Annotated in this window: 26 protein-coding genes; 11 read left to right on the top strand and 15 right to left on the bottom strand. The window is 60.9% G+C overall.

Features of this window, described 5'->3' with window-relative positions; translation table 11 throughout:
* Positions 1 to 281 precede the first annotated feature (281 nt).
* Positions 282 to 5,183, top strand: coding sequence for an S-layer homology domain-containing protein (locus Q1M04_RS06255; RefSeq protein WP_300446876.1), 4,902 nt, complete (start codon positions 282 to 284; stop codon positions 5,181 to 5,183).
* 85 nt (positions 5,184 to 5,268) lie between these two features.
* Here Q1M04_RS06255 and Q1M04_RS06250 read toward each other — a convergent pair whose 3' ends face one another.
* Entirely contained in the window at positions 5,269 to 6,027 is a 759-nt protein-coding gene (locus Q1M04_RS06250) for a hypothetical protein (protein ID WP_297998260.1), read from the bottom strand.
* Between the two features lie 351 nt (positions 6,028 to 6,378).
* Between Q1M04_RS06250 and Q1M04_RS06245 the strand changes: the two genes are divergently transcribed.
* The 6 genes from Q1M04_RS06245 to cdd all read left to right on the top strand — a co-directional run bounded on the left by Q1M04_RS06245 (position 6,379) and on the right by cdd (position 10,067).
* Positions 6,379 to 6,930, top strand: a complete 552-nt coding sequence (locus Q1M04_RS06245; protein WP_297998262.1) for an ImmA/IrrE family metallo-endopeptidase — start codon at positions 6,379 to 6,381, stop codon at positions 6,928 to 6,930.
* 21 nt (positions 6,931 to 6,951) lie between these two features.
* Entirely contained in the window at positions 6,952 to 7,326 is a 375-nt protein-coding gene (locus tag Q1M04_RS06240; protein WP_297998264.1) for a hypothetical protein, read from the top strand.
* A gap of 1 nt (position 7,327) precedes the next feature.
* Positions 7,328 to 7,579, top strand: coding sequence for a hypothetical protein (locus Q1M04_RS06235; RefSeq protein ID WP_297998267.1), 252 nt, complete (start codon positions 7,328 to 7,330; stop codon positions 7,577 to 7,579).
* 96 nt (positions 7,580 to 7,675) lie between these two features.
* Positions 7,676 to 8,032, top strand: coding sequence for a stage V sporulation protein AE (spoVAE, locus tag Q1M04_RS06230; protein WP_293279053.1), 357 nt, complete (start codon positions 7,676 to 7,678; stop codon positions 8,030 to 8,032).
* Between the two features lie 412 nt (positions 8,033 to 8,444).
* On the top strand, positions 8,445 to 9,650 hold the full coding sequence (locus Q1M04_RS06225) for a polysaccharide deacetylase family protein (protein ID WP_297998269.1): 1,206 nt from the start codon (positions 8,445 to 8,447) through the stop codon (positions 9,648 to 9,650).
* Positions 9,651 to 9,665: 15 nt separating this feature from the next.
* The gene (gene cdd, locus Q1M04_RS06220) at positions 9,666 to 10,067 is read left to right on the top strand and encodes a cytidine deaminase (protein WP_293279055.1); all 402 of its coding nucleotides are present in this window, start codon (positions 9,666 to 9,668) and stop codon (positions 10,065 to 10,067) included.
* A 44-nt stretch (positions 10,068 to 10,111) separates the two neighbouring features.
* Here the strand turns inward: cdd and Q1M04_RS06215 are convergent, their stop codons facing one another.
* The 3 genes from Q1M04_RS06215 to Q1M04_RS06205 are packed head-to-tail and all read right to left on the bottom strand — an operon-like array spanning position 10,112 to position 11,377.
* A complete protein-coding gene (locus Q1M04_RS06215; protein WP_297998272.1) occupies positions 10,112 to 10,822 on the bottom strand; it encodes an MBL fold metallo-hydrolase in 711 nt (236 codons plus the stop codon).
* Positions 10,822 to 11,133, bottom strand: a complete 312-nt coding sequence (locus Q1M04_RS06210) for a YbjQ family protein (protein WP_297998273.1) — start codon at positions 11,131 to 11,133, stop codon at positions 10,822 to 10,824. The genes Q1M04_RS06215 and Q1M04_RS06210 overlap by 1 nt, the downstream gene beginning before the upstream one ends.
* Positions 11,114 to 11,377, bottom strand: coding sequence for a hypothetical protein (locus Q1M04_RS06205; RefSeq protein WP_297998275.1), 264 nt, complete (start codon positions 11,375 to 11,377; stop codon positions 11,114 to 11,116). The genes Q1M04_RS06210 and Q1M04_RS06205 overlap by 20 nt, the downstream gene beginning before the upstream one ends.
* 189 nt (positions 11,378 to 11,566) lie before the next feature.
* On the opposite strand from Q1M04_RS06205, the gene Q1M04_RS06200 reads away from it, so the two are divergent.
* Positions 11,567 to 12,304, top strand: coding sequence for a PilZ domain-containing protein (locus tag Q1M04_RS06200; protein ID WP_293279059.1), 738 nt, complete (start codon positions 11,567 to 11,569; stop codon positions 12,302 to 12,304).
* A gap of 47 nt (positions 12,305 to 12,351) precedes the next feature.
* On the opposite strand, the gene Q1M04_RS06195 is transcribed toward Q1M04_RS06200, so the two are convergent.
* From Q1M04_RS06195 to Q1M04_RS06185, 3 genes are all read right to left on the bottom strand, one after another.
* On the bottom strand, positions 12,352 to 12,606 hold the full coding sequence (locus Q1M04_RS06195; protein ID WP_204791034.1) for a hypothetical protein: 255 nt from the start codon (positions 12,604 to 12,606) through the stop codon (positions 12,352 to 12,354).
* On the bottom strand, positions 12,590 to 13,267 hold the full coding sequence (locus tag Q1M04_RS06190; protein ID WP_297998278.1) for a MerR family transcriptional regulator: 678 nt from the start codon (positions 13,265 to 13,267) through the stop codon (positions 12,590 to 12,592). The genes Q1M04_RS06195 and Q1M04_RS06190 overlap by 17 nt, the downstream gene beginning before the upstream one ends.
* Before the next feature lie 95 nt (positions 13,268 to 13,362).
* Entirely contained in the window at positions 13,363 to 13,743 is a 381-nt protein-coding gene (locus tag Q1M04_RS06185) for a hypothetical protein (RefSeq protein ID WP_297998280.1), read from the bottom strand.
* A gap of 200 nt (positions 13,744 to 13,943) precedes the next feature.
* Here Q1M04_RS06185 and Q1M04_RS06180 point away from each other — a divergent pair, with 200 nt between their 5' ends.
* A complete protein-coding gene (locus Q1M04_RS06180) occupies positions 13,944 to 15,110 on the top strand; it encodes a phosphoglycerate dehydrogenase (RefSeq protein WP_297294755.1) in 1,167 nt (388 codons plus the stop codon).
* A 35-nt stretch (positions 15,111 to 15,145) separates the two neighbouring features.
* Complete coding sequence (locus Q1M04_RS06175) at positions 15,146 to 15,961, top strand: mechanosensitive ion channel family protein (RefSeq protein ID WP_295759147.1); 816 nt, start codon at positions 15,146 to 15,148, stop codon at positions 15,959 to 15,961.
* Between the two features lie 61 nt (positions 15,962 to 16,022).
* Here Q1M04_RS06175 and Q1M04_RS06170 read toward each other — a convergent pair whose 3' ends face one another.
* The 8 genes from Q1M04_RS06170 to Q1M04_RS06135 all read right to left on the bottom strand — a co-directional run bounded on the left by Q1M04_RS06170 (position 16,023) and on the right by Q1M04_RS06135 (position 23,575).
* Positions 16,023 to 16,907: a hypothetical protein gene (locus Q1M04_RS06170; RefSeq protein WP_293279067.1), complete on the bottom strand. Its 885-nt coding sequence runs from the start codon at positions 16,905 to 16,907 to the stop codon at positions 16,023 to 16,025.
* Between the two features lie 85 nt (positions 16,908 to 16,992).
* Entirely contained in the window at positions 16,993 to 17,262 is a 270-nt protein-coding gene (locus tag Q1M04_RS06165; protein WP_297998284.1) for a barstar family protein, read from the bottom strand.
* A complete protein-coding gene (locus Q1M04_RS06160; RefSeq protein ID WP_297998285.1) occupies positions 17,255 to 17,908 on the bottom strand; it encodes a ribonuclease domain-containing protein in 654 nt (217 codons plus the stop codon). Before Q1M04_RS06160 ends, Q1M04_RS06165 begins: the two co-directional genes overlap by 8 nt.
* Positions 17,909 to 17,989: 81 nt before the next feature.
* Positions 17,990 to 19,690, bottom strand: coding sequence for a glycosyl hydrolase family 18 protein (locus Q1M04_RS06155; protein WP_297998286.1), 1,701 nt, complete (start codon positions 19,688 to 19,690; stop codon positions 17,990 to 17,992).
* 176 nt (positions 19,691 to 19,866) lie between these two features.
* Positions 19,867 to 20,712, bottom strand: coding sequence for a fumarylacetoacetate hydrolase family protein (locus tag Q1M04_RS06150; protein ID WP_297998288.1), 846 nt, complete (start codon positions 20,710 to 20,712; stop codon positions 19,867 to 19,869).
* A 70-nt stretch (positions 20,713 to 20,782) separates the two neighbouring features.
* A complete protein-coding gene (locus tag Q1M04_RS06145) occupies positions 20,783 to 21,577 on the bottom strand; it encodes an ABC transporter ATP-binding protein (RefSeq protein WP_295759158.1) in 795 nt (264 codons plus the stop codon).
* Positions 21,570 to 22,520: an ABC transporter permease gene (locus tag Q1M04_RS06140; protein WP_295759160.1), complete on the bottom strand. Its 951-nt coding sequence runs from the start codon at positions 22,518 to 22,520 to the stop codon at positions 21,570 to 21,572. Before Q1M04_RS06140 ends, Q1M04_RS06145 begins: the two co-directional genes overlap by 8 nt.
* Positions 22,521 to 22,621: 101 nt before the next feature.
* Positions 22,622 to 23,575 carry an ABC transporter substrate-binding protein gene (locus Q1M04_RS06135; RefSeq protein WP_297998290.1) on the bottom strand — a complete coding sequence of 318 codons (954 nt, stop codon included), beginning with the start codon at positions 23,573 to 23,575 and terminating at the stop codon, positions 22,622 to 22,624.
* Positions 23,576 to 23,826: 251 nt separating this feature from the next.
* Here Q1M04_RS06135 and Q1M04_RS06130 point away from each other — a divergent pair, with 251 nt between their 5' ends.
* Positions 23,827 to 25,899: a 5'-nucleotidase C-terminal domain-containing protein gene (locus Q1M04_RS06130; protein ID WP_297998292.1), complete on the top strand. Its 2,073-nt coding sequence runs from the start codon at positions 23,827 to 23,829 to the stop codon at positions 25,897 to 25,899.
* The last annotated feature ends 3 nt before the right edge of the window (positions 25,900 to 25,902 follow it).

The raw sequence follows: 25,902 nt of genomic DNA, 5'->3' as shown, positions 1-25,902 counted from the left end.
CCAAAGGGAACTGCCGCCCGGCTTCACTTTTTGGGAAAAATTGGATTGCGTTATTCCTTTCCGGCAAATACCCAAAGGCTATCGTATGGCGGTTTTCAGTTCGGTTAAAAGGCCGGAAAAAGCCTTGCCAGGGCTTTTTTTTCCTGATAGATTGCATTTGCGGACGACGGGCGGAAGAGGCCAATTCCAGGCTTGATGTGGGATCGGCTAGCCCCGACACGAATCCTGGAGGGGGCGTTGGAAGTTCGAGCGGACCGTAATCTTTAAAGGAGGAATGTTCAATGAAGAAATTCCTGTCCCTGGTTCTCGCATTGATTATGACCATGTCTCTGGTCACCATCAGCGCGGGAGCCACCGAGTACCGGGATCTCACCGACAAGGACGAGATCCAGTACGAGGAAGCAGTTGCCGTTCTGAACCGTATCGGTGTCATCACCGGTTACGAGGACGGCAGCTTCCGTCCCGAGACGGAGCTGACCCGCGGCGCGGCCGCCAAGATCATCGTCTCCCTGATGATCGGCCCCGACGCTGCCTCCGCTCTGCCCAACAACGCGAGTCCCTACCCCGACGTTCCCGCGGGCCACACCTTCGCGGGCGTCATCGGCTACTGCAAGACGGCCGGTTACATCAGCGGCTATGGCGACGGCACCTTCAAGCCCGCCAACCCCCTGACCGGCTATGCCTTCGCGAAGATGCTGCTCGGCGCCATCGGCTATAAGAGCAACATCGAGGGCTTCGTGGACACCGGCTGGACCATGAACGTGGCCCGGATCGGCAATGTCGCCGGCCTGTTCGACCGCATCAGCTTCGACGGCGCGAAGGCCGTGACCCGTGATGAGGCCTGCCAGCTGGCTCTGAACACCTTGAAGGCCACCATGGTGGACTATGGCAACGCCAACACCGTTGTCAGCTCTACCGGCGAGGTCCTGACGGTTCAGGGCAGCAAGGCTGTGTATCGCACCAGCAACAACCGTGACATCAACGCCAACATCAACCGCCGTGTGATCAACGCCGCCAACAACGAGATGACTCTCGAGTTCGGCGAGGAGCACTTCAAGGATCTGCGCCTGGAGCACGATCGTTATGATCCCGCTTACGACGTGTACGGCCATCCCTCCAACGAGTGGTCCTACAAGAAGGTCACCATCGGCACCTTCAAGCTGCCTGCTGACTTCACCTTCACCAAGCAGATGGCCCACCTGGAAGACACCGTGGCCACCAAGGAGAAGGCTCTGGGCCTGCGCGGCTACGACACCTACAGCACCGACCACAAGGGCGGCTATGTGAACTGGAGCACCGCTGCCAGCAACCAGTACTACAGCAGCCCCTTCGCGGATGCTACCCAGATTCACATCAACGGCTGGAACGCCCGCGTGCGGAACGACGCTTACAAGCAGACTGCCGTTATCAAGGGCGAGTCTGCCAAGCAGGGCCAGTGGTACACCTACGATGCTCGCAGCATCGACTCCAGCAGCAAGGACCTGGCCCCCTCTCTGTCTGAGCTGTGCGACCTGACCGACAACGGCGTGACCGTTGAGGTTTATGTCTGCCCCGTGGACGCCGACTTCATCACCGACGTCGTCGTCACCCGGACCCAGCTGATGGAAGTGGACCGCGTTGCCACCGATTATGTCGAGCTGGATGTCATCGACTCCGACAGCAAGGACCCCCGCAAGGACGGTGACCTGCATGAGATTGCCGGTTACAACGACTACGCCCTTTATGACGAAGTCATCAGCGTCAAGGACAACAACTATGACGCCTACAACGTCCTGAAGGACCTGAAGGCCGGCGACGAAGTTGCTATCATCCCCTACACCGCCGATGACGGCAAGACCTGGGAGGTCGGCGAGGCCTATGTGCCCGAGACCGTTTCCGGCGCTCTGACCAACGTCGACATCTACAACACCAAGAGCAAGCCCGACGGCAACGCCGTTGCCATCACGGTTGGTGGAACCACCTATCCCATCGCGCAGTGGAACAAGGATATGCGCGAGATCGACGGCTATCAGATCCGGTCCTCCAAGAAGGACGTGACTCTGCTCCTGGACAAGATGGGCAACGCCCTGCTGGCCAAGGATGTGGGCGCTTCCGACAACTGGATCATCGTCGGCGATTACTATCAGGCCACCGGCACCAACAGCCGTGTGAGCTGGTTCGTCCACGGCTGGACCATCAAGGGCGACGAGGTCGACCTGGAGCTGGGCACCATCCGCGGCGCGGCTGAGAAGTACGCCCCCGGCGAGCTGGTGAAGTACCGTGTTGCCGAGAACGGCAACGGCGAGTATGAGCTGGTGAAGCCTCTGTTCCACGACGACGACTATACCAATGGCCGCCGTATCCGGAAGGACGGCAAGACCTCCTCTTGGGTTGAGCCCCAAGGCTCTATGGACGGTAGTGTCCAGACCGGCGAAGGCATCTACAATATCGCGCAGTATGCCGTGCAGACTGGCGTGGAAAACAACGAATACAGCATCAAGAGCAGAAATACCCTGCTGCCCCTGGAGTTCTACAATACCGCCCGTGAAAGCGGAACCGCTGGAACGGTTGCCGGCCGCCACGTAGACTACAGTAAGGTCAACAGCCTGACGTCGGTCGACGCAGCTGGCTATGTTGGCAACAGCGGCAGTGGCTTCTATGAGACCCCCGATCGGTACAATACCTGGACGTATCGCACCGCCCCCTATGACGGCGTGAAGTTCATCTTCGTTGGCTTCGATGAGACGAACGGCGAAGTGGATACCATCAATGTCCTGGACGGCGTGCAGAACGTTGACCACAAGGAATTGCTCCAGATCAACCGCTATTGGAAGAACGTCGGTACAAACAGCGAGGAATTCGTTACCAGCCCCGCCGAGGCCTATGTCGACAAAAACGGCAAGGTCAAGGCCGTGGTCATCAAGTCCGATTCCGCTGAGGCGAATCTGAACGATCTGATGATTATTACCGATAACCGGGGCGCCAACACCTCCGTGAAGAGCACCGGCGCTGAGGCTCCCACCTCCGGCACGTACTACACCCGTCAGTATGTCTCTGGCGCGGACGGCTTCAAGGAAGAGAAGACCGGCTACTTCGACCGTGCGCTCAGCGTGGGTACCGTCATCACCGGCCGCGAGGGTACGGATGGTATCATCAAGACCCGCACCTTCCACGCGGACGCTTACACCAACCGCAACCCCGATGGCTTCTATGTCAAGGGCATTGAGCCCCTGAAGACCCTGGAGGGCAAGGAGTCCGATTATGCCTTCTATGTTGGTCCCGAGAACGGCGGCGGAACCATCGAGTACCTGGGAACCGGCGTGAAGGGGAACCAGGTTGCCCTGACCGAGAGTGTCGCGGAGATTCTCACCGGTAAGGATGTCATGGGTATCGACATTGCCGAGAACAAGGAAGGCCTCATCCGGGTCGACAGCACCACCCAGTTCATCGACCTGCGCGACGGTCGTCCCGGCAACATCAGCGAACTCAGCGACCTGTTTGACGAGGAGAAGTGCGACAAGTCCACTGTCGAGCTGAAGATCCTGGTCAACGGCAACTCCAGCAGTGACGGCTTCCGTCATGCGTATGCTATCATGATCCTGAACGCGAAACCCTCCGATGGCAGCGCGGGCAGCAGCGGCGACAAAGTGGACGGCAGCCGTGTCACCACCTCCTACAGGGTCAATGATCGGACCGGCTGGATTACTCACACTCTCGTGATCGAGCGTCCCGACTGGGTCCCCGCGGATGCGAAGGTTACTGCCGAGTACTATGTCTCTGTCGACGGCTTCCGCAAGAACCTTGTGGTCAGCGATGCCAATGCCTTCACCTACAGCGACAGCCAGGCTACCTACACGGCTTCCGAGCAGTCCCTCCAGCCCGACGAGAACAGCGAGGTTGTCGTCGCGGTGACCAAGGTCACTTGGACCGCCGTCAATGTCTCCTATGAGGCTCCCACGAATGTGGAGGGTGTCACTGAGACTGTGGCGACTGGTACGACCGCTACCGTGTCGTTCAGGGTTCCCGCGGGGGCTTATCGGAGCGGCACTGTAGATGTGAAGCAGAACGGCAAGTCTCTCATGAGCAGGGCGAAGGCGCTGACGCATGAAGAGCTCAATTCCGGCTACCCGATTTCCGTTACCACCAACCAGGCAGTCACCTCTAAGGACGGCGCTGTTGTGGTTGAGTTCAACCTGACGGGTATGGTCGTGGATGTTGAGAACCCCGGCAACTATACGGAAGAGACGATTACGAACGCTGCGACCAGCGGCACCAAAAACTGGGTGATCGAAAATCTGGATCCCGGCGTGTATATCCTTGAGGGCCTGCCGACGAATCAAGGCGCTGGTTCTCCCTTCGACCAGAACTGCAACAGCAAGGACACCCGTACTTTCGTCTATCAGCGCAACGGCGAAGAGGGTAAGTACACGCTGAAGATCGACGGTGGCAGCGCCTACACGGAAGAGACTTCGGAAATTAACGGGGGTCGCGCTGCTGAGAAGGACCTCTTCAATGTTCAGGTCAGCAAGTACTACAGCGATGTCTTCCATAACTACGATGGTGCAACCGGAACGATGCGCGGTAACGGTACGCCTCTGAACCCAGGCACCCACACTTGGGAGATTACCTCTCCCAGCGGCGTGGTTCTTGCCAGCGGCACCATCAAGGTTGAGGCTGTTGGTATGACTGCCACCGGAAACGGCTCCAGGCAGCCCACCCTCGCCACCGATGGTATCGAAGCGATTCCTTCGGACGGTACGAATGATGAGAAAAAGGCTGTTGCCGACAGCAACGCCGAGAAGTTTGTCCAGGATATCAAGGACAACCTCGATCCTGGCGCCTATATCTTCCCTGACATCCGGGCTGAGACGACCGGCACGACCAACCAGTCTGTGATCCTGTCCGGCACTCCCGATCAGAACCGCCTCTTCAAGTTCAACGGTACGGGCAGAAGCGAGACCTACACCTTCACGCTGTTTGATTCGACCAACCCGAACAAGAAGAAATACCAAGATAGCACTGACTTCAGCGACGCCGGCGGGCACTACTTCTTCATTCAGGTTGCTGGCGAAGGCACCCTGGGCAATACCATTGGTTCGGGCGGCACGAACCTGACCAACGCCTTGACAGAAGGCAGCTATCCTTGGCAGATCGTGGGCTCTGAGAGCGGCATGATCATTCAGGGCGTTCTGGCGATCTCCTAATCCCCCCAACAGCCTGTGAAAGCGCGTATCTGACGCTGTAAAATTCAGATGAAAAGGACCCCGGGCTTCGGCCCGGGGTTCTTCTTTATTTAATGCCCAAAAAAGTGACGTCATATTGGAAGTGGGTGTTGACGGCTTTTCCCGACGCCGGAACGATGGCGAAGCCCTCAGTTTGTGCGAAGGGGAGCTGAGAGTATCCGATCCCGGCGGTCTCGCTGAAAAACAGGCAGTTCAGCTGTCTGGCCAGGCCCTTCACGGGGAAGAAGACCAGGGAAACCGGCCTGGAATGGATGAATGTGGCGATGCCCGTGTTTAGAACGCCCTGGGTGGAGATACAGCCGGTGGAAAGCTTTGAATCATTGACAGGCTTGAGGTAGAAGGTTTCGCGTTCCGAGTAGGACATCTGGAACATCATGAACAAGATATAGTAGCTCGTAAGATTGATATGTGAGGAGGTGTTCAAGATGAAGTGGCTGCCGTCCTCAGAAGCGTGAAAGCCATTGCTGCCGGTGAGACGGATGGTTTCGGTGCCCAGCTTGGTCTCCTGAAGCTTCGCGTCCGCCCTTTGCAGAGTTGCTTTCAGCTGCTCCAGGCTGGCGGAGGTGGGCAGTCCGGCCACGGTTCCCCCCAAGGTGGAGAGCTGCTGCCCCAGCCCGGAAACCTGCCCGTCCAAAGTGGCAATCTGCCCGCCCAGGCCGGAGACCTGCCCCCCCAGCCCGTCGGCCCGCGCGTCCAGCCCGGCCAGGGCGGCGGCGATTTTTAAGTTGTCGGCGTTGAAGTCCTCCATGCGGATGCGGTCGGAGAGATCCCATTGGTTCAATCCATACTGGTCTGTTTGCTTCATAAAAATAACCTCCTGTTTTGATATATGGTTGTACCTAAACAAGGAGGGCCATGAAGGAAGAGTTGCCGGAAAACGTGCAAATCTGATAAAAATTTTCTGAAAGCATAGGGAGAGCGCTGAAAAGCTGGGAGATATTTCGGCTCCAGACCGGAATATTTGGGACAAGCTATTGAAATAAGAACGAAAATTTGCTAAAATTACCTTACCCGGACGGACAAGCCCTTGACAGGCTGGGACGGCTGTGTTATATAAGACTATTTAGAACTTGTTCACCTTTGACACGATAAAATGCTCTCCCCCCACATATACTTGCTACAACTCTTGGGTATAGGACGGGGAGGCAGGCGGGAAATGGAGCTGAGCGCAATGGAAAAAAGAGAGATTGAAAAGAAGGTGCAGGAGCTCTTAAAGAGTTTCGGCTATCATCCGGAAACAGACGATTATTTTGACGTTGTCAAGTTTGCCGGAAGCCACGGTTTTGTTGTGGGAAATTCCGAGTTGTCGGACAATGAAGATGGTTTCCTGATTATGCAGCCGGATTCTGTCGGAACGCGGGAGGACAATGGTATCGGGGAGAAGGTCATTGGCGTGAATTCGGCCCGTCCCATGGCAGATAAGCGGTTTATCATTGCTCACGAATTTGGCCATTCGATCCTGCATTATAAAGATGAAAAGATCTATCTGCATCGGGAGAACAAAAAGGGCAAAGACGAGCAGGAGAATGATGCCGATTATTTTGCCGCCGCGCTCTTGATGCCGGAGGAGTCTTTCCGGCGGAGCTACAGCGAGCTGAAAAAAAGCGGGAAAAAGCAGGGTGCAATTTGCATCGAATTGGCAAAACGCTATCGGACGTCTTTAGAAAGCGTTCTCCGGCGTTTGGATGAGCTGGATATTACCGCGTAAGGCTTGCCGGAGAGGTGCGGGATGGGACAGGAAGAAGAGATTAAGAGAGAATGGCAGGAGCTACAGGAAAAGGTTAGGAGAGAACGCGCGGCGCGCGAGCTGGCGATGAACTATCGTGAGGTATATCAGCTTTTAAAGCGATCTCCCTTTCAGATGGTAAAGAATGAACGGGGACTGTATTTTGAGGATCAGTTCCTTACGAAGGAACAGAAGGCCCGGGACGCGCTGATTACAAAATTGCTGAGGTCTTATGTGTACGCTTACGAGAAAAAGGTCCGGCACAGCGTAATTTGCCGTTACTTAATTCTGGTGCCCTGTATGGGGATTATCGTGGCCTTTGCCTGGGCTTTGGGGGGGGTTTTTCCGTCAGCTTACCGGCGCACCGGCGGGGATTGAAATGACGGAGATGGTTTCCTTCGTCACGGCCTGTGTATCCTTCCTTGGGTTGGTGGTCAGTGTGCTGCTGATTATCACAAAATATTTCTTCCCGGAAAACGACGAGCAGTATATTACGCAGATTGTGAAGTCCATTCAGGAAAATGACTTGGCAAACAAACGGGAGAATGCCAAAAATGGCTGGCCGGGGAAAAGCGCCGCAGAGGAATCTGACTCGAAAGTCGACCCGATAAAGAGCGAAGAGGACTTCTGATAGACAATGGAAGCGGCGCGGGAGCGAAGCCCCGCGCCTTTTCCGCGCATAAAACCGCCCTTCCGGGAAACCCTACCGGAAAAGGGAGGTTTTTTCATGGATTATCTGAACGCGTTCCTGTGCGGCGGCGTGCTTTGCGCCATCGGGCAGATACTGATCGATAGGACCCAGCTGACCCCGGCCCGGATTCTAACGGGCTACGTGGTAGCCGGGGTAATCCTCAGCGCCGTGGGGCTTTACGAACCCCTGGCCCAGTGGGGCGGCGCGGGAGCGACGGTGCCCCTGACGGGCTTCGGCCATCTCTTGGCCAAGGGAGTCCGCAAGGCGGTGGACATGGACGGCTGGCTGGGGGTCCTCACCGGGGGCCTGACGGCCGCGGCGGGCGGCGTAGCCGCCGCGACGTTTTTCGCCGCCGTCATGGCTTCGGTGTTCAAGCCCAGCACGAAGCGCTGAAAAATCCCCTTGCCTTTTCCAGGCGGGTGTGGTATACTCATACTTGCCAAAAGCTAGTGAGGATAGCATGGTTTCACACAGCAAAAACAAACTCCCGGAGAGAGCCTACCTCTCCGGGAGTTTGTTTCGCTTAGCTGCCTCTGCTGTGCCGGTCAAGCCATTTGCAAATGTAGTAACAGGCAATGCCTGCGGCTACCGACACAATAAAATTAGTGAGGATACCCATGGTCTCACCCCCTCCCTGCTGTCAGGTTAGGGCAGGGACAGCACGGTCATTATACCAAATTTCGACAAGCGCCGCAAGGCCGGTCCAGTAAGCTGTCAAAAATCTGTCATAAAATTGTTACCCCTTTTTGCCGGAGAATCTGCTATACTAAGACCACAGATTTTTCGACAGAAAGGAACCGACGCCATGCGCCGATTATGCATCCTCGGATTGTGTTTCCTCTTCCTGACCGCCTGTGCTTCCGCCCCTCCGGCGGCAGAGGAGCCGCCCCCGCCGGAACCGGAAATTCAAGAGCCGGAGCCGCCCCCCGCCCCCGTCCAGGAGCCCTATGAAATCAAGGACCCCACCCAGGAGCGGGAGGGTTACGTCCCCTGGACCGGCGTCGTAGAGCACCTGTTTTTCCATCCCGTCATTGCCTACCCGGAGCTGGCCTTCGACGGGGATAACCAGGCCAACGGCCTGGACGACTTCATGGTCACCGTGGACGAGTATAATAAAATCCTCCAAAGCGTCTATGACAAGGGCTATGTCCTGGTGGATATCAACAGCGTCTGGAGCGAGGAGGAAGGGGAGGACGGCCCCCACATGGTCCGGAATACCCTCTACCTCCCCGAGGGAAAGAAGCCCCTGGTCCTCAGCTACGACGATACGAATTACTACCCCTATATGCTGGAAAACGGCTTTGCCCATAAGCTCATCATCGGGGAGGACCTGAAAATCGCCTCCTACGGCCTGGACCCGGAGGGGAACGAAGTAGTCAGCCGGGACCTGGACGCCATCCCCATCCTGGACAAGTTTGTGGAGGAGCACCCGGATTTCTCCCCCTTCGGGGCCAAGGGCTGCCTGAGCCTGACGGGCTATGAGGGCATCCTGGGTTACCGCACCCAGACGGACACCAAGGAGTGGGACGACGCCAAGGAGGCCAACCGCCAGAAGGAGCGGGAGGCCGTCCAGCCCATTGTCGAAGAGCTCCGCCGCACCGGCTGGACCTTCGGAAGCCACACCTGGGGCCACATCCGCCTGGGGGACGGCAACATGACCCGCATCCAGGCGGACACCCAGCGCTGGCTGGACGAGGTGGGAAGCCTGGTGGGGGAGACCGCGATCCTCTTCTACCCCCACGGCGAGCGCCCCGACGGCAACGATTGGACCATAACAGGCCCGGCTTTCCGGTACTTACAGAGCCAGGGCTTCCGGGTCTTCTGCTCCGTAGGCGTGGAGAGCTTCAGCTTCATCAAAAAGGATATCAGCGCCGTCATCTGCGACCGCCTCCACCCGGACGGGACGACTCTGCGCCACTCCCGGGACCGCTATCTCCAATTCTACGACGCCAAGGACATCATAGACTTAGAAGTCCGCCCCCAGAGAGAGGTCTCCTGGGCGGAGGAGTAAGAAAGGAGTTTTTCCATGACAAGAGAAGAACTGAAAGCCGCCGCCGTGGCCATGCTGGACCGGGCCTATATTCCCTATTCCCACTTCCCCGTGGGCGCGGCCCTGGAGTGCTCCGACGGCACGGTCTTCACCGGCTGCAACATCGAGAACGCCGCCTATTCCCCCACCCTCTGCGCCGAGCGGGTGGCGGTTGGCAAGGCCGTCAGCGAGGGCCACCGGGACTTTGTCCGCATCGCGGTGGCGGGCCGGTGCGAGGACTTCTGCGTCCCCTGCGCCGTCTGCCGCCAGGTGCTCTACGAGTTCGCCCCGGACATGGAGGTTATCAGCCTCAACGGCAAGGGGGAGGAGCTGTCCCGGACCCTCCGGGAGCTGTTGCCCCACGGCTTCGGCCCGGAATACCTGCTGAAAGAGGAATAAAAAGAAGCCCCTCCGGGAGAACTTCCCGGAGGGGCTTTTCCTTGTCAAAGCGCGAAGACCTGTCCAGGCTCTTTTACCGGCAGGACGCGGTCTGTAAAGGCTGAGTGCTTTTCCAAAAATTTCCTGGTAAAGTCAAACTCGCCCCACTGGTGCATGGGCAGGAAGCGCCGGATCTCCGCCGTTTCGAGGAAATACGCCGGGCCCCAAAAGCCCGCCTCCCCCAGCCGGGGGTCCAGAGGCAGCATGGCCAGATCAATGGTCCGTCCCCGAAGCGCCTCCGCGTATTTTTTAAAGTTGACCTCCATGTTCCGGTTCCAGCCCTTGTCCTCCCCCTCCCAGTGCCACCAGTTCAAATCCCCGGCATGAAAGACGGTCCGCCCGTCCGCCGTCACCAAAAACGCCTCCCCCTCGTCGGTGGAGGGCAGGGCCTCCACCGTGGCCCCAGAGAGCTCCAGCGTCTCCCCGCCCCGGAGGTTCCGGCACTTCTCCGCCGTCTCCGGCGAGACGCCCCAGCGGCTGAGATTCCGGGAACTGAGCTTGATGTCATGGCCCAGGATAAACCGCACCTCCCGGCTCCCATCGTCCAGGGTAAAAATCCGGGGATCGAAGTGGTCCGGGTGAACATGGCTGGCAAAGACGTACAGGGGGACCCCCGGCTTTATTGCCGGGAGCTCTCCCTTCCACCAGTCGAACAGCAGCGCGGCGGAGTCCAGCTCCACCAGAAAGCCGCTGTGGTCCAGAAAGGTGACTTGCATTACCTCAGCTTCACCGCCGTGCCGTAGGCCACCACCTCGGCGGCCCCCTGCATCACGGAAGACGAGCCGTAGCGGACGTTGACCACCGCGTCGGCCCCCAGGGCCTGGGCCTCGTCCACCATGCGCTTTGTGGCGATCTGCCGGGCCTCGTTAAGCATCTCCGTGTAGCCCGCGATCTCGCCGCCCACCAGGGTCTTCATGCCCGCCATAAAGTCCTTTCCGAAATTCTTGGATTGGACCACAGTCCCTTTCACGATTCCCAGGGCCTCAAGTTCCTTTCCGGGCACATAGTCAATAGTCAGCAGCAGCATCGGATTCTCCTCCTTCAATTTCTTGAAAACGTTCTTTTAACACCACCAGGGCGGGAATGACCGGCAGTCCGCATCCGCCCGCCAGGGCAGCGAAAAGCCAGATTGCCCACCTGGGCAGGTTCGGGATAAAACACAGCGCGCCGAATACGGCGGCGCAGGCCGTCTGAAACAGGACGAACAGCGTCACGCTCAGCAGGGCCTGCCGCCTCAGGCGGCGCTTTTGAAAGTTCATGGAGACCGTCACGGCGGTCCCTCCCTTCATCGTATAATGGGGGGGATGAAAATTCCCCCTGAGTTTCCCTCCTCCGTAAAAATGGGGAAGGGCTTGCGGCGGGAAAGGTTTTATGCTATAATGCCCAATAAGCGGCGGTCAAACCAAAGAACCGCCTCCGGCCGGACGGCTTTCCAATCTTTTCGATACAGGTGGTGCGGTATGGGTATCTTTTCATTTTTGAACCGGGACCAGGACCTTGCGGAGTACATTCCCGCTCCGGTGACGCCGGCATTGGAGGAAACGGGCCCGAGCCTCCCCGAGATGTGCAGGGAAATGCCCATCGAGGTGGTGGAGAAGTCCGGCCGGGTGTTGAACACAGGCCTGATTACGGAGTATGGGGGAGCGGAGCTCACCATGGGCCGCCATCCCGGCGGACTGTCCTTTAAAGTCTGCGAACCGGGCAGCACGGTGTATGTCCGGGGCTGCGACAACAAGATGAACCAATTCTATCTCCGGGCCACCGTAGAGGAGTCCTCCCGCATTCTCATGCGGCTGAAGGAGCTGGAGCCGGAGGTCCACGAGAACCACCGGGACACCTTCCGCCTGGCGGTGAACAATGTTCCCATCTCCATTTACTACTTGAACGACGAGCGCTTCGAGCGCCCGGAGGAGTGCAAACTGGTGGACATCAGCACCGGCGGCTGCTGCTTCACCTCGGAGTACCTCCACGGGGAGGGCGAGGTGCTGCGGATCAAGGTTAAGCTGGAGGATTACGTCGCCATGGACTTCATCGGCGAGGTTATCCGGGTGGTGGAGTGCGGGCCCAATGAATTCCGCTGCGGAGTTCTCTTTGCCCAGCTGAAAAAGGAGGAAATCAACTCCCTGACCAAGGTCCTCTTTAACATGCAGCTCGGCAACCGGCGGGAGCACAGCCGCACCGAGGACGGGCACTGGTAAACGCGATCCCCACGGGGCGCTTCTTCGGAGGCACCCCGTTTTCGCGCTCAGTACCGGCTGGCCTCCTCCTCCTCGCCGCCGTCAATCTCATCCAGCCGCTGGAGCAGAGCCTTGATTACCCCAACGATCACCGCGCCGCCGATAAGCAGATAGGCCGCGAGGAAGATCAAAGGGAAAAAGCCCCCTTCCTCAAAAAGGCCGCCCATGGCCGCCAGAAGCGCCAGGACCAGCGGCCCGACATACAGCACCACCGCCGCGGTGATGACAATGGGGGCGATCTTCTTTTTAGTAGTTTTTCGCATCGTCAATCTCTCCCTTCCCGATTTCCCGAATCCGCTGAACCAGGGCCAGCACCACGCCGCCGCTGATAACCAGGGGAACCAGGGCGATGATCGCCAGCATGAAGGCCGGGGGCGCTTCCTTGGCGCTCAGGGCGGTGAGCCAGAGAATCAGCCCCGCGATGCCCCCCATCAAAAGCAGCATCAGCACGGTGATGGCCACCGGGGCCACATAGCGGATGCGGACGTCCTGCCGCTGCTTATTCTGGAAGGTAGCGCCGCTTTGCTCCATGGCCTCCATCTCCTTTAAAATACTGCCCGCGTCCAGATCCCCCAGCCGCTCCTGCCGGTTCGTCAGCCCGGCGCAGAGACGGATAGCCTGCTCCAGGTTGTCCCGGTCCCGCTCCAGGGAGACCAGATGGCGGCGCATGCCGTCTCCCACCGTGTGGGCCCCGTTCTGCATCCGGCGGATCTCCTCCAGGGGCACGCCCAGCTTCCGCAGCAGTTTGATTTGGAGGAGCACCTGGACCTCGGCGTCCCCGTAATCCCGATAGCCGTTCTCGCTGTTCCGCCGGGGGGCCAGAAGGCCCTCGGCCTCATAGAAGCGGATGTTCTTCCGGGTAATGCCCACCAGGGCCTCCACCTCGTTGATTTTCAAGTTCCTCACCTCGGTTTCCGGGTTCATGATACACCTTCCAGCAGGGGGAAGGTCAAGAGGAATTTTGTAAATTTCCGAAAAAGAGCGAAAAAGCGCCGGAGGACTGTCCTCCGGCGCTTCCGTCATATGGCGCTCTGGGCCCGCTCCTCCCGCTCCACGGAGAGGTCCGGCCGGGCGGCGGCGATGGTATCCAGCACCTCGTTGGCGCCGGCCAGCTTTTCAAAGGTGAAGTCCTGGTAGAACTCCCCGCCGTCGTAATACAGCCGCAGCCGGGTCACCGGAAGGGCCTTGCCGCAGCAGCCCGTCAGGGGCAGGCTGGTGTTCCGGGTCAGGGCCCTGGTCAGGGAGGCGAAGGAGAGGTACTGCGTCCCGGGGAAGGCCGGGAAGTAGACGGCGTTCTTGCTGAAACGGTACTGCTCCGCCCGGCGGGCGGTCTTGTAATCCCCGGCGGGGTCCTCCAGGGGGCAGGATTTGGCAAGGGGCTTTGGGGTAAAGATCGCCATGGCGTGAACCTCCCGAATGCAATATTAGTCTCAGTATAAGCGTCTTTCTCGAAAAGCTCCATGGCAAAAGCAACACCAGATGGGAAATCCGGTGGAAATGCCACTTGCCCCCGGAGGGAAAGAGGGCTATACTAGTACCGGAAACCCGCCCGGCGGGAATGTTCCCTGAAACATCATCTCTTCAGTATTGGAGGTTTCCCATGTACCGGATTAAAACATTCAACAAAATCGCCCCCCAGGGGCTGGAGCGGCTGGACCCCGCCCGCTATCAGGTGGGGGAAGACGTGGCGGAGGAGGAGGGCATCCTGGTCCGCTCCGCGGGCCTCCTGGACTATCCCTTCCCGGAGAGCCTGCTGGCCATAGCCCGGGCGGGGGTGGGCGTGAACAACATCCCCCTGGAGCGCTGCTCGGAAAAGGGCATTGCCGTTTTCTCCACTCCCGGGGCCAACGCCAACGCCGTGAAGGAGCTGGTCCTCTGCGCCATGCTCATCGCCTCCCGGGATGTCACCGGCGCGGTGCGCTGGGTAAAGAACCAGGCCGCCTCCGGCGTGGAGGTGGAGACGGTGGTGGAGAAGGGCAAGGCCGCCTTTGTGGGCCCGGAGCTCTACCGAAAGACCCTGGGCGTCATCGGCCTGGGGGCCATCGGCTCGCTGGTTGCCAACGTGGCCCTGGATTTGGGCATGGACGTGTACGGCTACGACCCCTTCCTTTCCGTGGACGCCGCCCTGCGGCTGGACCGCCATGTCCATGTGGTCCGGGACGTGAATGAGCTCTATAGAAAGGCGGACTATATCACCGCCCATATCCATTTCAACGAAAAGACCCGCGGCCTGATTGGCGCGGAAGCCTTCGCCGCCATGAAGCCCGGCGTCCGGCTCATCAACCTGGCCCGGGGGGGCATCGTGGACGACGGGGCGCTGCTTGCCGCCCTGGACGCGGGGAAGGTGACGGCCTATGTTACCGACTTCCCCACCAACAAGCTGGTGGAAAATCCCCATGTGGTAGCCATGCCCCATCTGGGAGCCTCCACCCCGGAGAGCGAGCAGAACTGCGCGGTCATGGCGGCGGAGGAGCTGCGGGACTACCTGGAGAATGGAAACATCAAAAACTCCGTAAACCTCCCCGACGTGTACCTGGACCGCAGCGGGGCCCAGCGGCTCTGCGTCCTCCACAAGAACATCCCCGCCATGCTGGCCAACATCACCGCCCTCCTCAGCCGGGACGGGGTAAACGTGGAAAACCTGAGCAATAAGAGCAAGGGGGACTACGCCTACACCCTGGTGGACCTGGGAGCCAGGGTGGAGTCCGCCGTCCTGGAGGATTTGAAGCGCCTGTCCAACGTCATCCGGGTACGGGTGATTGATTAAATATTTTTTACGAACCTGAATAAGGAGGGACGCCTGTGTTCGATCTGAACGGGGCCCTGGAGCGGTTCGCCGGGAAGCTGGCCCTGGAGAACATTCTGGCCGCCGCCGTCACGCTGCTGGTGTGCATGGTGGCGGTGCGCCTGCTGCTGAAGCTGGCCCGCCGCCTCCTCTGCCGGACGAAGCTGGAAGAGCGCATCCGGCGCTATATCCTGATGCTGGTGAAGCTGGTGCTGTACACCCTGACGGTGGTCTTCACCGCCGGAAGCCTGGGCGTCAACATGACCTCCCTGGTGGCTTTGCTGTCCGTTGGGTCCCTGGGGGTCACTCTGGCGGCGGAGGACGTCCTGGGCAACGTGGCCGGGGGATTGGTGATTTTGTCCTCCCACCCCTTTGCCATCGGGGATTTCATCGAGTCCGGCGGGGTCTCCGGCACGGTGGAGGAGATCAGCCTGAACCACACCCGGCTGATCACGCCGGACGGCCTGACGGCTCTGCTGCCCAACAAGGAATTGGCGGCCTCCAAGGTGACGAACTACACGACCCTGGGCCGAAGGAGAATCGTCTGGAAGATGAGCGCGGCCTATGACGCGCCTACCGAGACGGTAAAGACTGCCTGTTACCGGGCGGTGGAGGCCACGGAGCACATTCTCCCCGACCCGGCCCCGGCGGTGTACCTGACGGCGTTTGGAGAAAGCGGCATTGACTTCACTGTTTACTGCTGGGCGCTGGCGGAGGATTTCTGGACCACCCAGTTCGCCCTGGCGGAGAACCTGCGGGCGGAGTTTGCCAAAGCGCAGGTGGAGATACCCTATAACAAGCTGGATGTGCAGATCACAAAAGTCCCAAAATGAGGAAAGCCCCGGCGCGTGCAACGCGCCGGGGCTTTCGTTTTTTCATGAACCGGAAAAAGCGTTACTCCACCGGCCCGACGATGGTCCCGCCGCTCTTTTCCTTCTCCAGGCCGTTGGCGATCCGCAAAAGCAAGAAGCCCGTCAGGGTCAGGGCCCCTCCGGCGTAAAGGAGGAGGGAGGAAAGGTAGGCGCTGCCATCCGCCAGGGAGGCGGCGCAGAGAACCAGGGACCCGGCGGCGTAAAAGCCGAAGCGCCGGGTCTGCCCCGCCTGAAAGGCGAAGGAGCTGAGCCGGTAAAAGCCCAGAGTCATGAACACCAGGGCCAGCAGCTCCACATAGTACATGGTCAAAGAGGGATTCACGGAGTCGATGCGGTAGGTCAGCACCAGCCGCACCACCAGCGCCGCCACCGGCAGCAGGGTAATGGCGGCGGGGGCCTTGTGCTTCGGCCCGCCCTCCCGGCGGCGGCAGCCTGCCAGCACCGGAAACAGGGACCCGGCGGCCAGAAGGGTCAGCGCCCCCAGCAGCGTCTGCCCCTGGGGAGAGAAGCCCAGCCCTCCCGCCCGGAGGATGCCGTAGATGGCGTGCCGGGAGGAAACCAATCCCTCCGGCAGGACCGCCAGGCTCTCCGTCAGGTCGCTCAGGCCGCTGAGGACCAGGAGGAACACGCCGCACATGGGGATGGTCAGGAGGCCGGTATTTTCCGTGGAGAAATCCCTGGGCAGGACGGGGCCGGGTTCCTCCTCCGCCGGGAGGAGCCGGGCCGTCAGGGCCAGGGCAAGGGCCAATCCGATCAGAAGGACCGCCAGGGCCAGGGCGGCGAGGTTGCCGGGGATGGGGAGGCCGGTGTCCGCTTCGAAGCCGGTGTGGTTTTGCAGCAGCCGCAGCACACAGGCGGCGGCCCCGCCCAGCGCCGCCGTCAAGGGAAGCGCGTAATGTTTATCCATAACAAACGGGTCCTTTCAGGAGTCAATTTGATTCCCATAGTATAGCACAGGAAGGAGCTTCTGAAAAGGGGCAATTTTCCTCCGCTCATTTCTCCAGCAGCGTCACCTGGGGATTTTCCGCCGCCGCCCGGCGGAGGAGGCGGACCAGCGCCCGCCCCCGGCGGCCCAGCCGGTCCTCCAGAACCTCCTGATGAAGGAGGCGGACCGTCACAGGCTCGCCCAGGTCCGTCAGGCAGTCGAATAAGGCGTCCAGGTTCCGCCCGTACCACTCCGGCAGCGCCAAGGCCTGGGCAAAGCGGTCATGGACCTCCTCCAGGGACCGAAGCTCCAGCCCGTCCAGCACGATTTCAGCCATCGCCCTCGTCTCCATACAAAAGCTCGAAGGACTCGTAGTGGTCCCCGGTGTAGTAGACAAGGCCGTCGTTGGAGAAGACGATCCGCTTGGCCCCCCGGCTTTTGGCCCCCAGGGTGTCGATGTCGCATTCCGTGTAGGTCCGGCCCTTGGCCTCGGGCAGAAGGCCCTCATAGTTTCCGAAGCGGCTGCCGCCGATGCACATGCCCGGGGCGTAAGGCTCTAAATTCCCGCCGGGCCAGCCCAGGTCCTGGGCCTCCTTCTTGGTGATGAAGTTATCCGGCAGACGGCCGTAGGTGTGAATATAGAGGGCTACGTCCTCCTTGGTGGTGTAGCTTCCGTTCTCCGGCAGGGCGTCCAGCCCGGCGGACTGGTCCTCTGAAGAAGCGTTGCCGGGCCGCTGCGGCTCCTTGGACGCGTCCGGGTCCTCCTGGCCGGGAGACTGGTCCTCCGGCGGCGGGTCCTCTTGGCCGGAGCTGTCTTCCGGGTCTTCCGGATCTTCCGGATCTTCCGCGACGGGGAGATCTGCCATTGCGTCCTCAAACCGGGTCCCGTCTTCGGGAACACTCGTCAGGTCCACCACGCCGCCGCAGGCGGTGAGGGAGAACAGGGTAAAAGCGGCCAGCAGGCCGCCAAGCCAGCGTTTCATGTCCATCATCCTTTCTGCTGATGGGGACAGTATACCAGCTTCGGCAAAAAGAGGCAAGGGAAAAAGCCCTTGCCTCTTAAGCTATGTGCGCTCCAGCAGAGTTTGGAACCGCTCCAGCAGCACGGCGGTCTGCCCCCGGGCGGCCCGGCCCTGCGGCTGGAGGCGTCCCTCCTTGGTCCCCTGCAAAATCCCCTCCGCCAGGGCCCAGCTCATGGCCTCCCCGGCGTAGTCCGCCACGTCTCCGGCGTCCGGGAAGCCCCGGAGGGAAGCCCGGCTTCCCCGGTCGGCCCGTTCCAGCTTGGCATAGCGCCAGAGGATAGAGGCCAGCTGCTGGCGGCTTACCGGCAGGTCCGGGCGGAAGGTTCCGTCATAGAAGCCCTCCACCACGCCCCGCCGGGCGGCCCAGGCCACGGCGCCGCTGTAGTAGGCGGAGTCGGGCACGTCGGAGAAAGAGGAGCCCCGGACCTCCGGCTTCCCCGCCAGGCGGTGGAGGATAGCGGTGATTTGTCCCCGCGTCACGGTTTCGCCTGGGGAGAAGGCGGTAGGGCTGGTGCCGTTCATCAGCCCGGCGGCACAGACCCGTTCCACCGCCCCGGCGTACCACGCGTCCTGGGGCACGTCCTGGAAGCGCCCGCCGTTCCACGCGTTCCAGGCGCTTTGGATGAGGTCCCCCGCCGTATCCTGGGACAGCTCCCAAAAACCCACGCCTCCCAGGCCCCGCCGCCGGGCCAGCTCCGCCTTGGCGGCGATGGAGTCCGGATCGTCGTAAGAGAGGAAGGAGCGGCTTCCGTAGAGGTAGGGGACCTTCGCCTCCTCATGGCGGAACTGCCGGTAGGCGGAGCGGCTTCGATACTCGCCCTTCACCTTGTCCCAAGAGACGGATTTAGCGCTTTGAAAGGATTGGTACAGCCCGCTGTTCCTGCTGGAAACGCCTTGGTATATGTACCCGTACAGCGGCATTCCCAGCACCAGTTTCTCCGCCGGGACGCCGCGGGCCAGCCAGGCGGAAATGCCGTCGTCCACGCTGGCGCGGTAGCGGGGCGGGCTGTCCGAGGGCGTGTAGAGCGGCGCGTTGAAGTCCGCCGAGGAGTCCCAGGGCCCGTGGAGGTCATAAGCCATGAGAAAAATATGGTCCACGGTTTCCGCCACCGCTTGGGGCTCGATGCTGTTCAGATAGCCGCCGCTCACCGCCCCGGCGATGGTCAGGACATAGCGCTTCCCGTCCCGCCGCCCCTGCCGGTCCAGGGCCTCCCGGAGCTCTCGCAGCAGCAGGGTGAAGTTCTGTTTGTCCTGGGGCCGGTGGACCACGCCGGAGGCCCCGCCGGAAACGGGATACTCCCAGTCCAGGTCCACGCCGTCCAGGCCGTGCGCCAGAAGCAGGTCCACACAGGACCGGGCAAAGATCCTCCGGCGTTCCGCGGAGGCCGCCGCGTCGGAAAACCCGGCGGAATCGTCCCAGCCGCCGAGGGAGAGCACGATTTTCAAATCCGGGTTCCGCTTCCGCAGGCCCGTCAGCTCCCGGAGGGTCTTCCCATCCCGGGCCGGGTCGCCCAGGACGGCTCTGCCGTCTTCGAGTTTGGCAAAGGCGTAATTAATCTGGGTAAACTGTTCCGCCGGGAGCTTGTCCGGCGTGTGGCCCTGCGCGGCGGCCCAGGAGGCGTAATAGCCCACCACCTCCCCGGCACCGCCGCCTCCGGCGGCGGAGGCCCTGCCGCTGCCGATCAGGGACAGCAGCAGGGCGAATACCAGGATTGACAGGGCAAAACGGCGTGTTTTCCGCATCGTTCCAAACTCCTCAACAAAATAATAAAAAAAGCGTTATAAAATAGCTTTCAACAAACTCTACGCCCTATTTTACAGCAGATTCCCCCTCTGGGGCAAGGAACAGCTTCTGGAAGCCCAGGCAGAAATTGAGGCCGGACGGCGCAAACCGTCCGGCCTTAGAGATTTTTGCGCCGTCAGCGAACCGTGCTCCGCAGGGTTCCGACGTTCTGGATGGTACATGCCACCACGTCTCCGGCGCTCAGGAATTTCGGCGGGTCGAAGCCCATGCCCACCCCGGCGGGAGTGCCGGTGGCGATGATGGTCCCCGGCAGCAGGGTCATCCCGGCGGAGAGCTCCTCGATGATTTCCGGAATGCCGTGAATCAGCAGGGCGGTGTTGGAGCGCTGGCGCTCTTCCCCGTTGACGGCGCAGGAGATGTCCAGGGCCGGGGGGAAGGCCGTTTCGTCCGCGGTGAGGATGCAGGGCCCCATGGGGGTGAAGCCGTCCAGGCCTTTGCCGAAGTACCACTGCTTGTGTCCCGTCTGGAGATCCCGGGCGGATACGTCGTTGAGGACCGTATAGCCGAAAACGTAGTCCCCGGCGTTTTCCGCTTTGACGTTTCTGGCGGCCTTTCCGATGATCACCGCCAGCTCCGCCTCATAGTCCAGCCGCTCAACCAAGCCCTCATACCGGGGGATTTCCCCCTCCGGGTCCCCGGCCCGGCTGACCCGTTTGGAAAAGTAGACCGCCGCGGGCTTTTTCTTTTTGAAGGCCTCCGCGTCGTACTTGGCGGCTTCCTTCTCGTGGTCCCGGTAGTTCATCCCCAGGCAGATCACGTCCTGCCGGGGCCGGGGGATGGGGGCCAGGAGGGTTACGTCCTCCAGGGGAACCGGCTTGGCGGTGGAGGTGACGGCAAAAGCCGCCGGAGGAAGGGATTCAATCAGGGTGTTCATGTCGGGATAGGGGAGAAAAGCCACGCCCTCCTCCGTCAGCGCGCCCACGCGCTCTTCGCCCTTGTAAAGACAGGTAATCAGTTTCATGGAAGGGACCCCTTTCGTATGTAGTGAGAAAGGCGGCGGGGCTGAAAACCCCGCCGCGCGTTTTGTGTCCTTACGACAGCAGCAGCTTGTCGTCCGCCTCGTCGGAGCCGCTGACCTTGCTGAACAGCTCCAGCAGCTGGGGCACCGTCAGCTTCTTTTTCTCCTCCCCGGAGACGTCGATGACGATTTTTCCGTCGTACATCATGATGAGCCGGTTCCCGTGCTGGATGGCGTCTTTCATATTGTGAGTGACCATCATGGTAGTGAGATGGCTTTCCGCCACGATGCGGTCCGACAGCTCCAGCACCTTGGCCGCCGTCTTGGGGTCCAGGGCGGCGGTGTGCTCGTCCAGCAGCAGCAGCTTGGGCTTTTTCAAGGAGGCCATCAGCAGCGTCAGCGCCTGGCGCTGTCCGCCGGAGAGGAGGCCCACCTTGCTGGTCAGCCGGTCCTCCAGCCCCAGGTCCAAATTTTTCAGCATCTCCTGGTACTGCTCCTTCTCCGCCTTGGTCACGCCCCAGCGGAGGCCCCGCCTCTGGCCCCGGCGGGCCGCCAGGGCCAGGTTCTCCAGAATCTGCATGGTAGGCGCGGTGCCCAGCATGGGGTCCTGGAAGACCCGGCCGATATAAGGGGCCCGCTTGTGGTCCGGCAGGTGGGTTACGTCCACGCCGCCGATGGAGATGGACCCGCCGTCCACGGCCCAGGTCCCCGCCACGGCGTTCAGAAGGGTGGATTTGCCCGCCCCGTTGCCGCCGATGACGGTACAGAAGTCCCCGTCCTTCAGCGTCAGGCTCACGCCCCGGAGGGCCTGTTTCTCATTGACCGTCCCGGCGTTGAAAACCTTCCAGATTTCTTTTACTTCAAGCATGGCTGGCGCCTCCCGTCTTGACCTTGGCGTGGAAATACTTGCCCTTCCAATAGGGCAGGGAGAGGAACACCGCCACCACCAGGGCGGAGAGGAGCTTTAGATAGTTGGGGTTCAGGCCCACGGCCAGCACCGCCTGGATGACGATGTAGTACAGGATGGCCCCAATAGCCACCGCCAGCAGCTTCAGCGCGAAGTTGTGGAACAGCTTGCTGAACAGCACCTGACCGATGATGACCGCCGCCAGGCCGATGACGATGGCGCCCCGGCCCACGTTGATTTCGTTGGCCCCGTTGTACTGGCACAGAAGCGCTCCGGAGAGGGCTACCAGGCCGTTGGAGATCATCAGGCCCAGCACCTTGCAGAAGTCGGTGTCGATGCCCTGGGCACGGGCCATGCTGCCGTTGGAGCCCGTGGCCCGGAGGGCGCAGCCCAGCTCTGTGCCGAAGAAGCCGTACAGCAGGGCAATGAGGCCCACGGTGAATAGGCCTACCACCAAAATGGGGTGCCGCCAGAGGGGAAAGTCCCCCCGGATGGCCCCCTGGACGAAGCGCAGGGAGACCAGCAGCTTTTCCAGGGTGTCCGCCTGGGTGACGTTGATGGCCACGGAGGCCTTGAAGTCCATGACGGCCATGTTGACGGAGTACAGCCCCAGCTGGGTCAGGATGCCCGCCAGAATAGCGGGGATGCCGCACTGGGTATTCAGCAATCCGGTAACCAGGCCCGCCAGCATGCCCGCCAGCAGGGCCGCCAGCATCGCCGCCCAGACGTTGGCTCCACCGGAGAACAGCATGACGAACACCGCGCCGCCGGTGCAGAAGGAGCCGTCCACAGTCAGGTCCGCGATGTCCAGAATCTTATAGGTGATGTATACGCCGATGGCCATGATGCCCCAGATAAGACCCTGGGACATGGCCCCCGGTAAGGCGTTGAGGAAACTCAGCATGATCTGATTTCACGACCTCTCTTGAAATTAGGGCGTTTCTTTCCGCATCCCAAATGGAAGGAAGCAGGGGAGGGCTTCCCGCCCTCCCCTGTGAGAACGCTTTACTCGGTGACAATGGCCTCGTAGCCCTCGGGGGCGGTGAGGCCCAGGGCCTCGCAGGTGGCGGGGTTGTACTTCTTGACGAACTGGGGCGCGTATTCGATGGCCATTTCGGATACCTTGGCCTTGCCCGTCAGGATGTCCGCGGCCATTTCGCCGGTCTTATAGCCGATGTCATAGTAGCTGATGGACAGGGTGGCCACACCGCAGCCGCCGCAGATGCCTTCCTCTCCGGCGAAGACGGGCTTCACGCCCCGGCAGATGTTGTCAATGATTCCCGTGTTGTTGGCCGCCGTGTTGTCCGTGGGGACATACAGGACATCGGAGGCGTCCACGGCGCTCTGGACCACAGAGGCCATGTCGTTGGTGTCGGAGAACGGATACTGGGTGCAGGTGTAGCCCATGTCCTCCAGATAGTTCTGGACGTTGTCCACCTGATACTGGCTGTTGGGCTCGGCGGAGCAGTAAATCAGTCCAACGGTCTTGGCGTCGGGATACCATTCATGGATCATCTGGGCCTGCTGGTCTAGGGGCGCCAGGTCGGAGGTGCCGGAGACGTTGCTGCCCACGGTGCCGGAGAAGTTCTCAATGCCCAGGGCCACGCCGTACTCGGTGATGGAGGTGCCCAGCACCGGAATGTCGGCAGTGGCGGAGGCGGCGGCCTGGAGGGGAGCAGTGGCGTTGGCCATAATCAGGTCCACGCCGCCGGAGACAAAGCCGTTGATGATGGTAGCGCAGGTGGGGGTATCTCCTGCGGCGTTCTGGGAATCGATTTCCACCTGGCCGGGAAGCAGCTTGTTCAGCGCTTCGGTAAAGCCCTGGGTGGCGGCGTCCAGCGCCGGGTGGGGGGCCAGCTGGCAGATACCGATTTTGTAGGACTCGCTGGAGCCGCCGCAGGCGGCCAGGCTCAGGGCCATGGCCAGAGTCAGAACGAGCGCAAGCAGTTTCTTCTTCATGGTTTCCAATCTCCTTATGTTCTTATAGTGTGCGCGGTTTTGCCGGGTTCATGATAAAAAGCGGCCCGTCCGCAGGCGGGACCGCCTTCCATCGCAAAGTATTCCTTTGACGCTTTTGTACTATACAGCTTTAAAGGGATAAAGTCAATGGCTAATTTTCACAAAAACGATTGCTTTTTGGAAGGAGGCGTCGTATAATAAAAACACATAGTTTCCACAAAGAGGAAAAGAAAGAACGGGAGGTCATTTTTATGCGAAACACCGCGCGCAAGCAGTTCCTGGCGCTGGTGCTGGTCCTGGCCATGCTGGCGGGGCTGTCCGTCCCCGCCCTGGCGGCGGAGGAGGGCGGAAAAACCGTCACCATTCTCCAAACCAGCGACCTGCACGGCATGGTCAATCCCTTTGACTATGCCTCCAACAAGGAAAACAAAACCAGCATGGCCCATGCCGCCGCCATCATCAAGGCGGAGCGGGAGGAGGACCCGGACCTGCTCCTGCTGGACACCGGCGACACCACCCAGGCCAACTACATCCAGGCCTTCCTGGACGAGGAGCCCCATCCCATGATTGCGGCCATGAACTACTTGAAGTACGACGCCTGGACCCTAGGCAACCACGAGTTCAACTTCGACTTCAAGTATACCACCCGGGAAATCGAGGAGTTCCAGGGCGTGACCCTGGGCGGCAACTTCTACAAGGCCGACGGCTCCCGCTGGATCGACGCCTACAAGATCTTCGAGGTGGACGGCGTGAAGGTGGCGGTTTTCGGCGTGGACGCGCCCCACATCCCCCAGTGGGAGAAATCCGACCCGGGCCACTATGACAACATGAAGATCACAAACCCCGACGAGGAAATCGGCAAAATCCTGGACGAGCTGGAAGGCAAGGCCGACGTGATCGTCGGCTCCGTCCACTATGGCCTGGACGGCGAATATGGCGTCGCGGGCATGCGGGAAGTGGCGGAGAAGTACGGCGACCGGATGGACGCCCTCTTCATCGGCCACGCCCACGCCAAGGTCAATGAGACCATCGGGGGCATCCCCGTCCTGGAGCCCGGCAGCAACGGCGAATTTGTCAGCAAGGTCACCCTGACCTTGAAGGCCGACGGCGACGGCTGGGCCGTGGAGAAGGCCGAGGGCGCGCTTTTGGACTGCGCCGAGGCCACCCCCGACCCGGACTTCCTGGCCCAGGTCAAGGATCTCCATACGAAGAGCCTGGAGCTGGCGTCCCGGCAAGTGGGCACCGTAGGCAAGACCTTCATTGAGAATCTGGAAGTTCTCCCCGGCATTCCCACCGCGGTTCTGGAAGATGACGCGGTAACCGACCTGGTGAACAAGGTCCAGATGGAGCGGGCGGGAGCCGATGTGTCCCTGGCGGCGCTGTTTGACTCCACCAGCAACCTCCAGGAGGGCCCCTTCCTGCACCGGGACAGCGTGAAAATCTACAAATACGACAACACCCTCTATGGCGTGAAAGTTACCGGAAAACAGATGAAGGCCATCATGGAGGAAAAGGCCGGGAACTTCTTCAACCAGTATCAGCCCGGCGACGTGACCATCAGCTTCAACCCCAATATCCGGCTGTACAACTACGACATGTTCGCGGGGCTGGACTATGAGATCGATATCTCCAAGCCCGCCGGGTCCCGCATCCAGAACGTGGTCTACAAGGGACAGCCCATGAAGGACACGGACACCATGGTCCTGGCCCTGAACAACTACCGCTACGGCGGCCTGGTTTCCGCGGGCCTCATCAACGAGGCGGACGTGGTGTATGAGGGCGGCGCGGTCCGGGATATGATTACGGAGTACGTGGAATCCCTGGACGGCCCCCTGATGCCCGAGGTGGACAACAACTGGAAGATCGTGGGCGCGGACCTGGACGATCCCCAGAAGGATCTGATTTACGAGAAGGTCCGCTCCGGCGAGATTGCCATCCCCACCAGCGAGGACGGCCGCACCCCCAACATCGCCTCCTTGAACGGCCCCGCCCTGCGATCCGAGGGCGTCCTGCCCCCGCTGGAGGACGAGGAGCCCGCTGAGGAACCCGCTCCCGCTCCTGCTCCCGAACCGGAGCCGGAGCCCGCCCCGGCCCCCGAGCCCGCGCCTGAACCGGAGCCCGAGTCTGCCCCCGAGCCGGAGCCCGCGCCCGCCGTTTCCGAGGGGACATACACCGTCAAGGCCGGGGACTGCCTCTGGAGCATCGCCCAGAAGACCTACGGCGCCGGAACGAAGTGGGGCGCCATCTACGCCGCCAACCGCTCCACCGTCAAGGACCCCGCCGCCATCCGGATCGGCCAGATCCTGATTCTCCCCGCGGCGTAAGCA

Source organism: uncultured Oscillibacter sp. (assembly GCF_950073225.1).
Classification (GTDB): Bacteria; Bacillota; Clostridia; order Oscillospirales; family Oscillospiraceae; genus Oscillibacter.
Note: the sequence above shows the minus strand (reverse complement) of the source record. Positions and strands in the feature narration are given on the sequence as shown.

Coding starts and splice junctions, on each gene's coding strand:
- Q1M04_RS06255 (WP_300446876.1), top strand. CDS start 282: ATGAAGAAATTCCTGTCCCTGGTTCTCGCATTGATTATGACCATGTCT.
- Q1M04_RS06250 (WP_297998260.1), bottom strand. CDS start 6,027: ATGAAGCAAACAGACCAGTATGGATTGAACCAATGGGATCTCTCCGAC.
- Q1M04_RS06245 (WP_297998262.1), top strand. CDS start 6,379: ATGGAGCTGAGCGCAATGGAAAAAAGAGAGATTGAAAAGAAGGTGCAG.
- Q1M04_RS06240 (WP_297998264.1), top strand. CDS start 6,952: ATGGGACAGGAAGAAGAGATTAAGAGAGAATGGCAGGAGCTACAGGAA.
- Q1M04_RS06235 (WP_297998267.1), top strand. CDS start 7,328: ATGACGGAGATGGTTTCCTTCGTCACGGCCTGTGTATCCTTCCTTGGG.
- spoVAE (WP_293279053.1), top strand. CDS start 7,676: ATGGATTATCTGAACGCGTTCCTGTGCGGCGGCGTGCTTTGCGCCATC.
- Q1M04_RS06225 (WP_297998269.1), top strand. CDS start 8,445: ATGCGCCGATTATGCATCCTCGGATTGTGTTTCCTCTTCCTGACCGCC.
- cdd (WP_293279055.1), top strand. CDS start 9,666: ATGACAAGAGAAGAACTGAAAGCCGCCGCCGTGGCCATGCTGGACCGG.
- Q1M04_RS06215 (WP_297998272.1), bottom strand. CDS start 10,822: ATGCAAGTCACCTTTCTGGACCACAGCGGCTTTCTGGTGGAGCTGGAC.
- Q1M04_RS06210 (WP_297998273.1), bottom strand. CDS start 11,133: ATGCTGCTGCTGACTATTGACTATGTGCCCGGAAAGGAACTTGAGGCC.
- Q1M04_RS06200 (WP_293279059.1), top strand. CDS start 11,567: ATGGGTATCTTTTCATTTTTGAACCGGGACCAGGACCTTGCGGAGTAC.
- Q1M04_RS06195 (WP_204791034.1), bottom strand. CDS start 12,606: ATGCGAAAAACTACTAAAAAGAAGATCGCCCCCATTGTCATCACCGCG.
- Q1M04_RS06190 (WP_297998278.1), bottom strand. CDS start 13,267: ATGAACCCGGAAACCGAGGTGAGGAACTTGAAAATCAACGAGGTGGAG.
- Q1M04_RS06185 (WP_297998280.1), bottom strand. CDS start 13,743: ATGGCGATCTTTACCCCAAAGCCCCTTGCCAAATCCTGCCCCCTGGAG.
- Q1M04_RS06180 (WP_297294755.1), top strand. CDS start 13,944: ATGTACCGGATTAAAACATTCAACAAAATCGCCCCCCAGGGGCTGGAG.
- Q1M04_RS06170 (WP_293279067.1), bottom strand. CDS start 16,907: ATGGATAAACATTACGCGCTTCCCTTGACGGCGGCGCTGGGCGGGGCC.
- Q1M04_RS06165 (WP_297998284.1), bottom strand. CDS start 17,262: ATGGCTGAAATCGTGCTGGACGGGCTGGAGCTTCGGTCCCTGGAGGAG.
- Q1M04_RS06160 (WP_297998285.1), bottom strand. CDS start 17,908: ATGAAACGCTGGCTTGGCGGCCTGCTGGCCGCTTTTACCCTGTTCTCC.
- Q1M04_RS06155 (WP_297998286.1), bottom strand. CDS start 19,690: ATGCGGAAAACACGCCGTTTTGCCCTGTCAATCCTGGTATTCGCCCTG.
- Q1M04_RS06150 (WP_297998288.1), bottom strand. CDS start 20,712: ATGAAACTGATTACCTGTCTTTACAAGGGCGAAGAGCGCGTGGGCGCG.
- Q1M04_RS06145 (WP_295759158.1), bottom strand. CDS start 21,577: ATGCTTGAAGTAAAAGAAATCTGGAAGGTTTTCAACGCCGGGACGGTC.
- Q1M04_RS06140 (WP_295759160.1), bottom strand. CDS start 22,520: ATGCTGAGTTTCCTCAACGCCTTACCGGGGGCCATGTCCCAGGGTCTT.
- Q1M04_RS06135 (WP_297998290.1), bottom strand. CDS start 23,575: ATGAAGAAGAAACTGCTTGCGCTCGTTCTGACTCTGGCCATGGCCCTG.
- Q1M04_RS06130 (WP_297998292.1), top strand. CDS start 23,827: ATGCGAAACACCGCGCGCAAGCAGTTCCTGGCGCTGGTGCTGGTCCTG.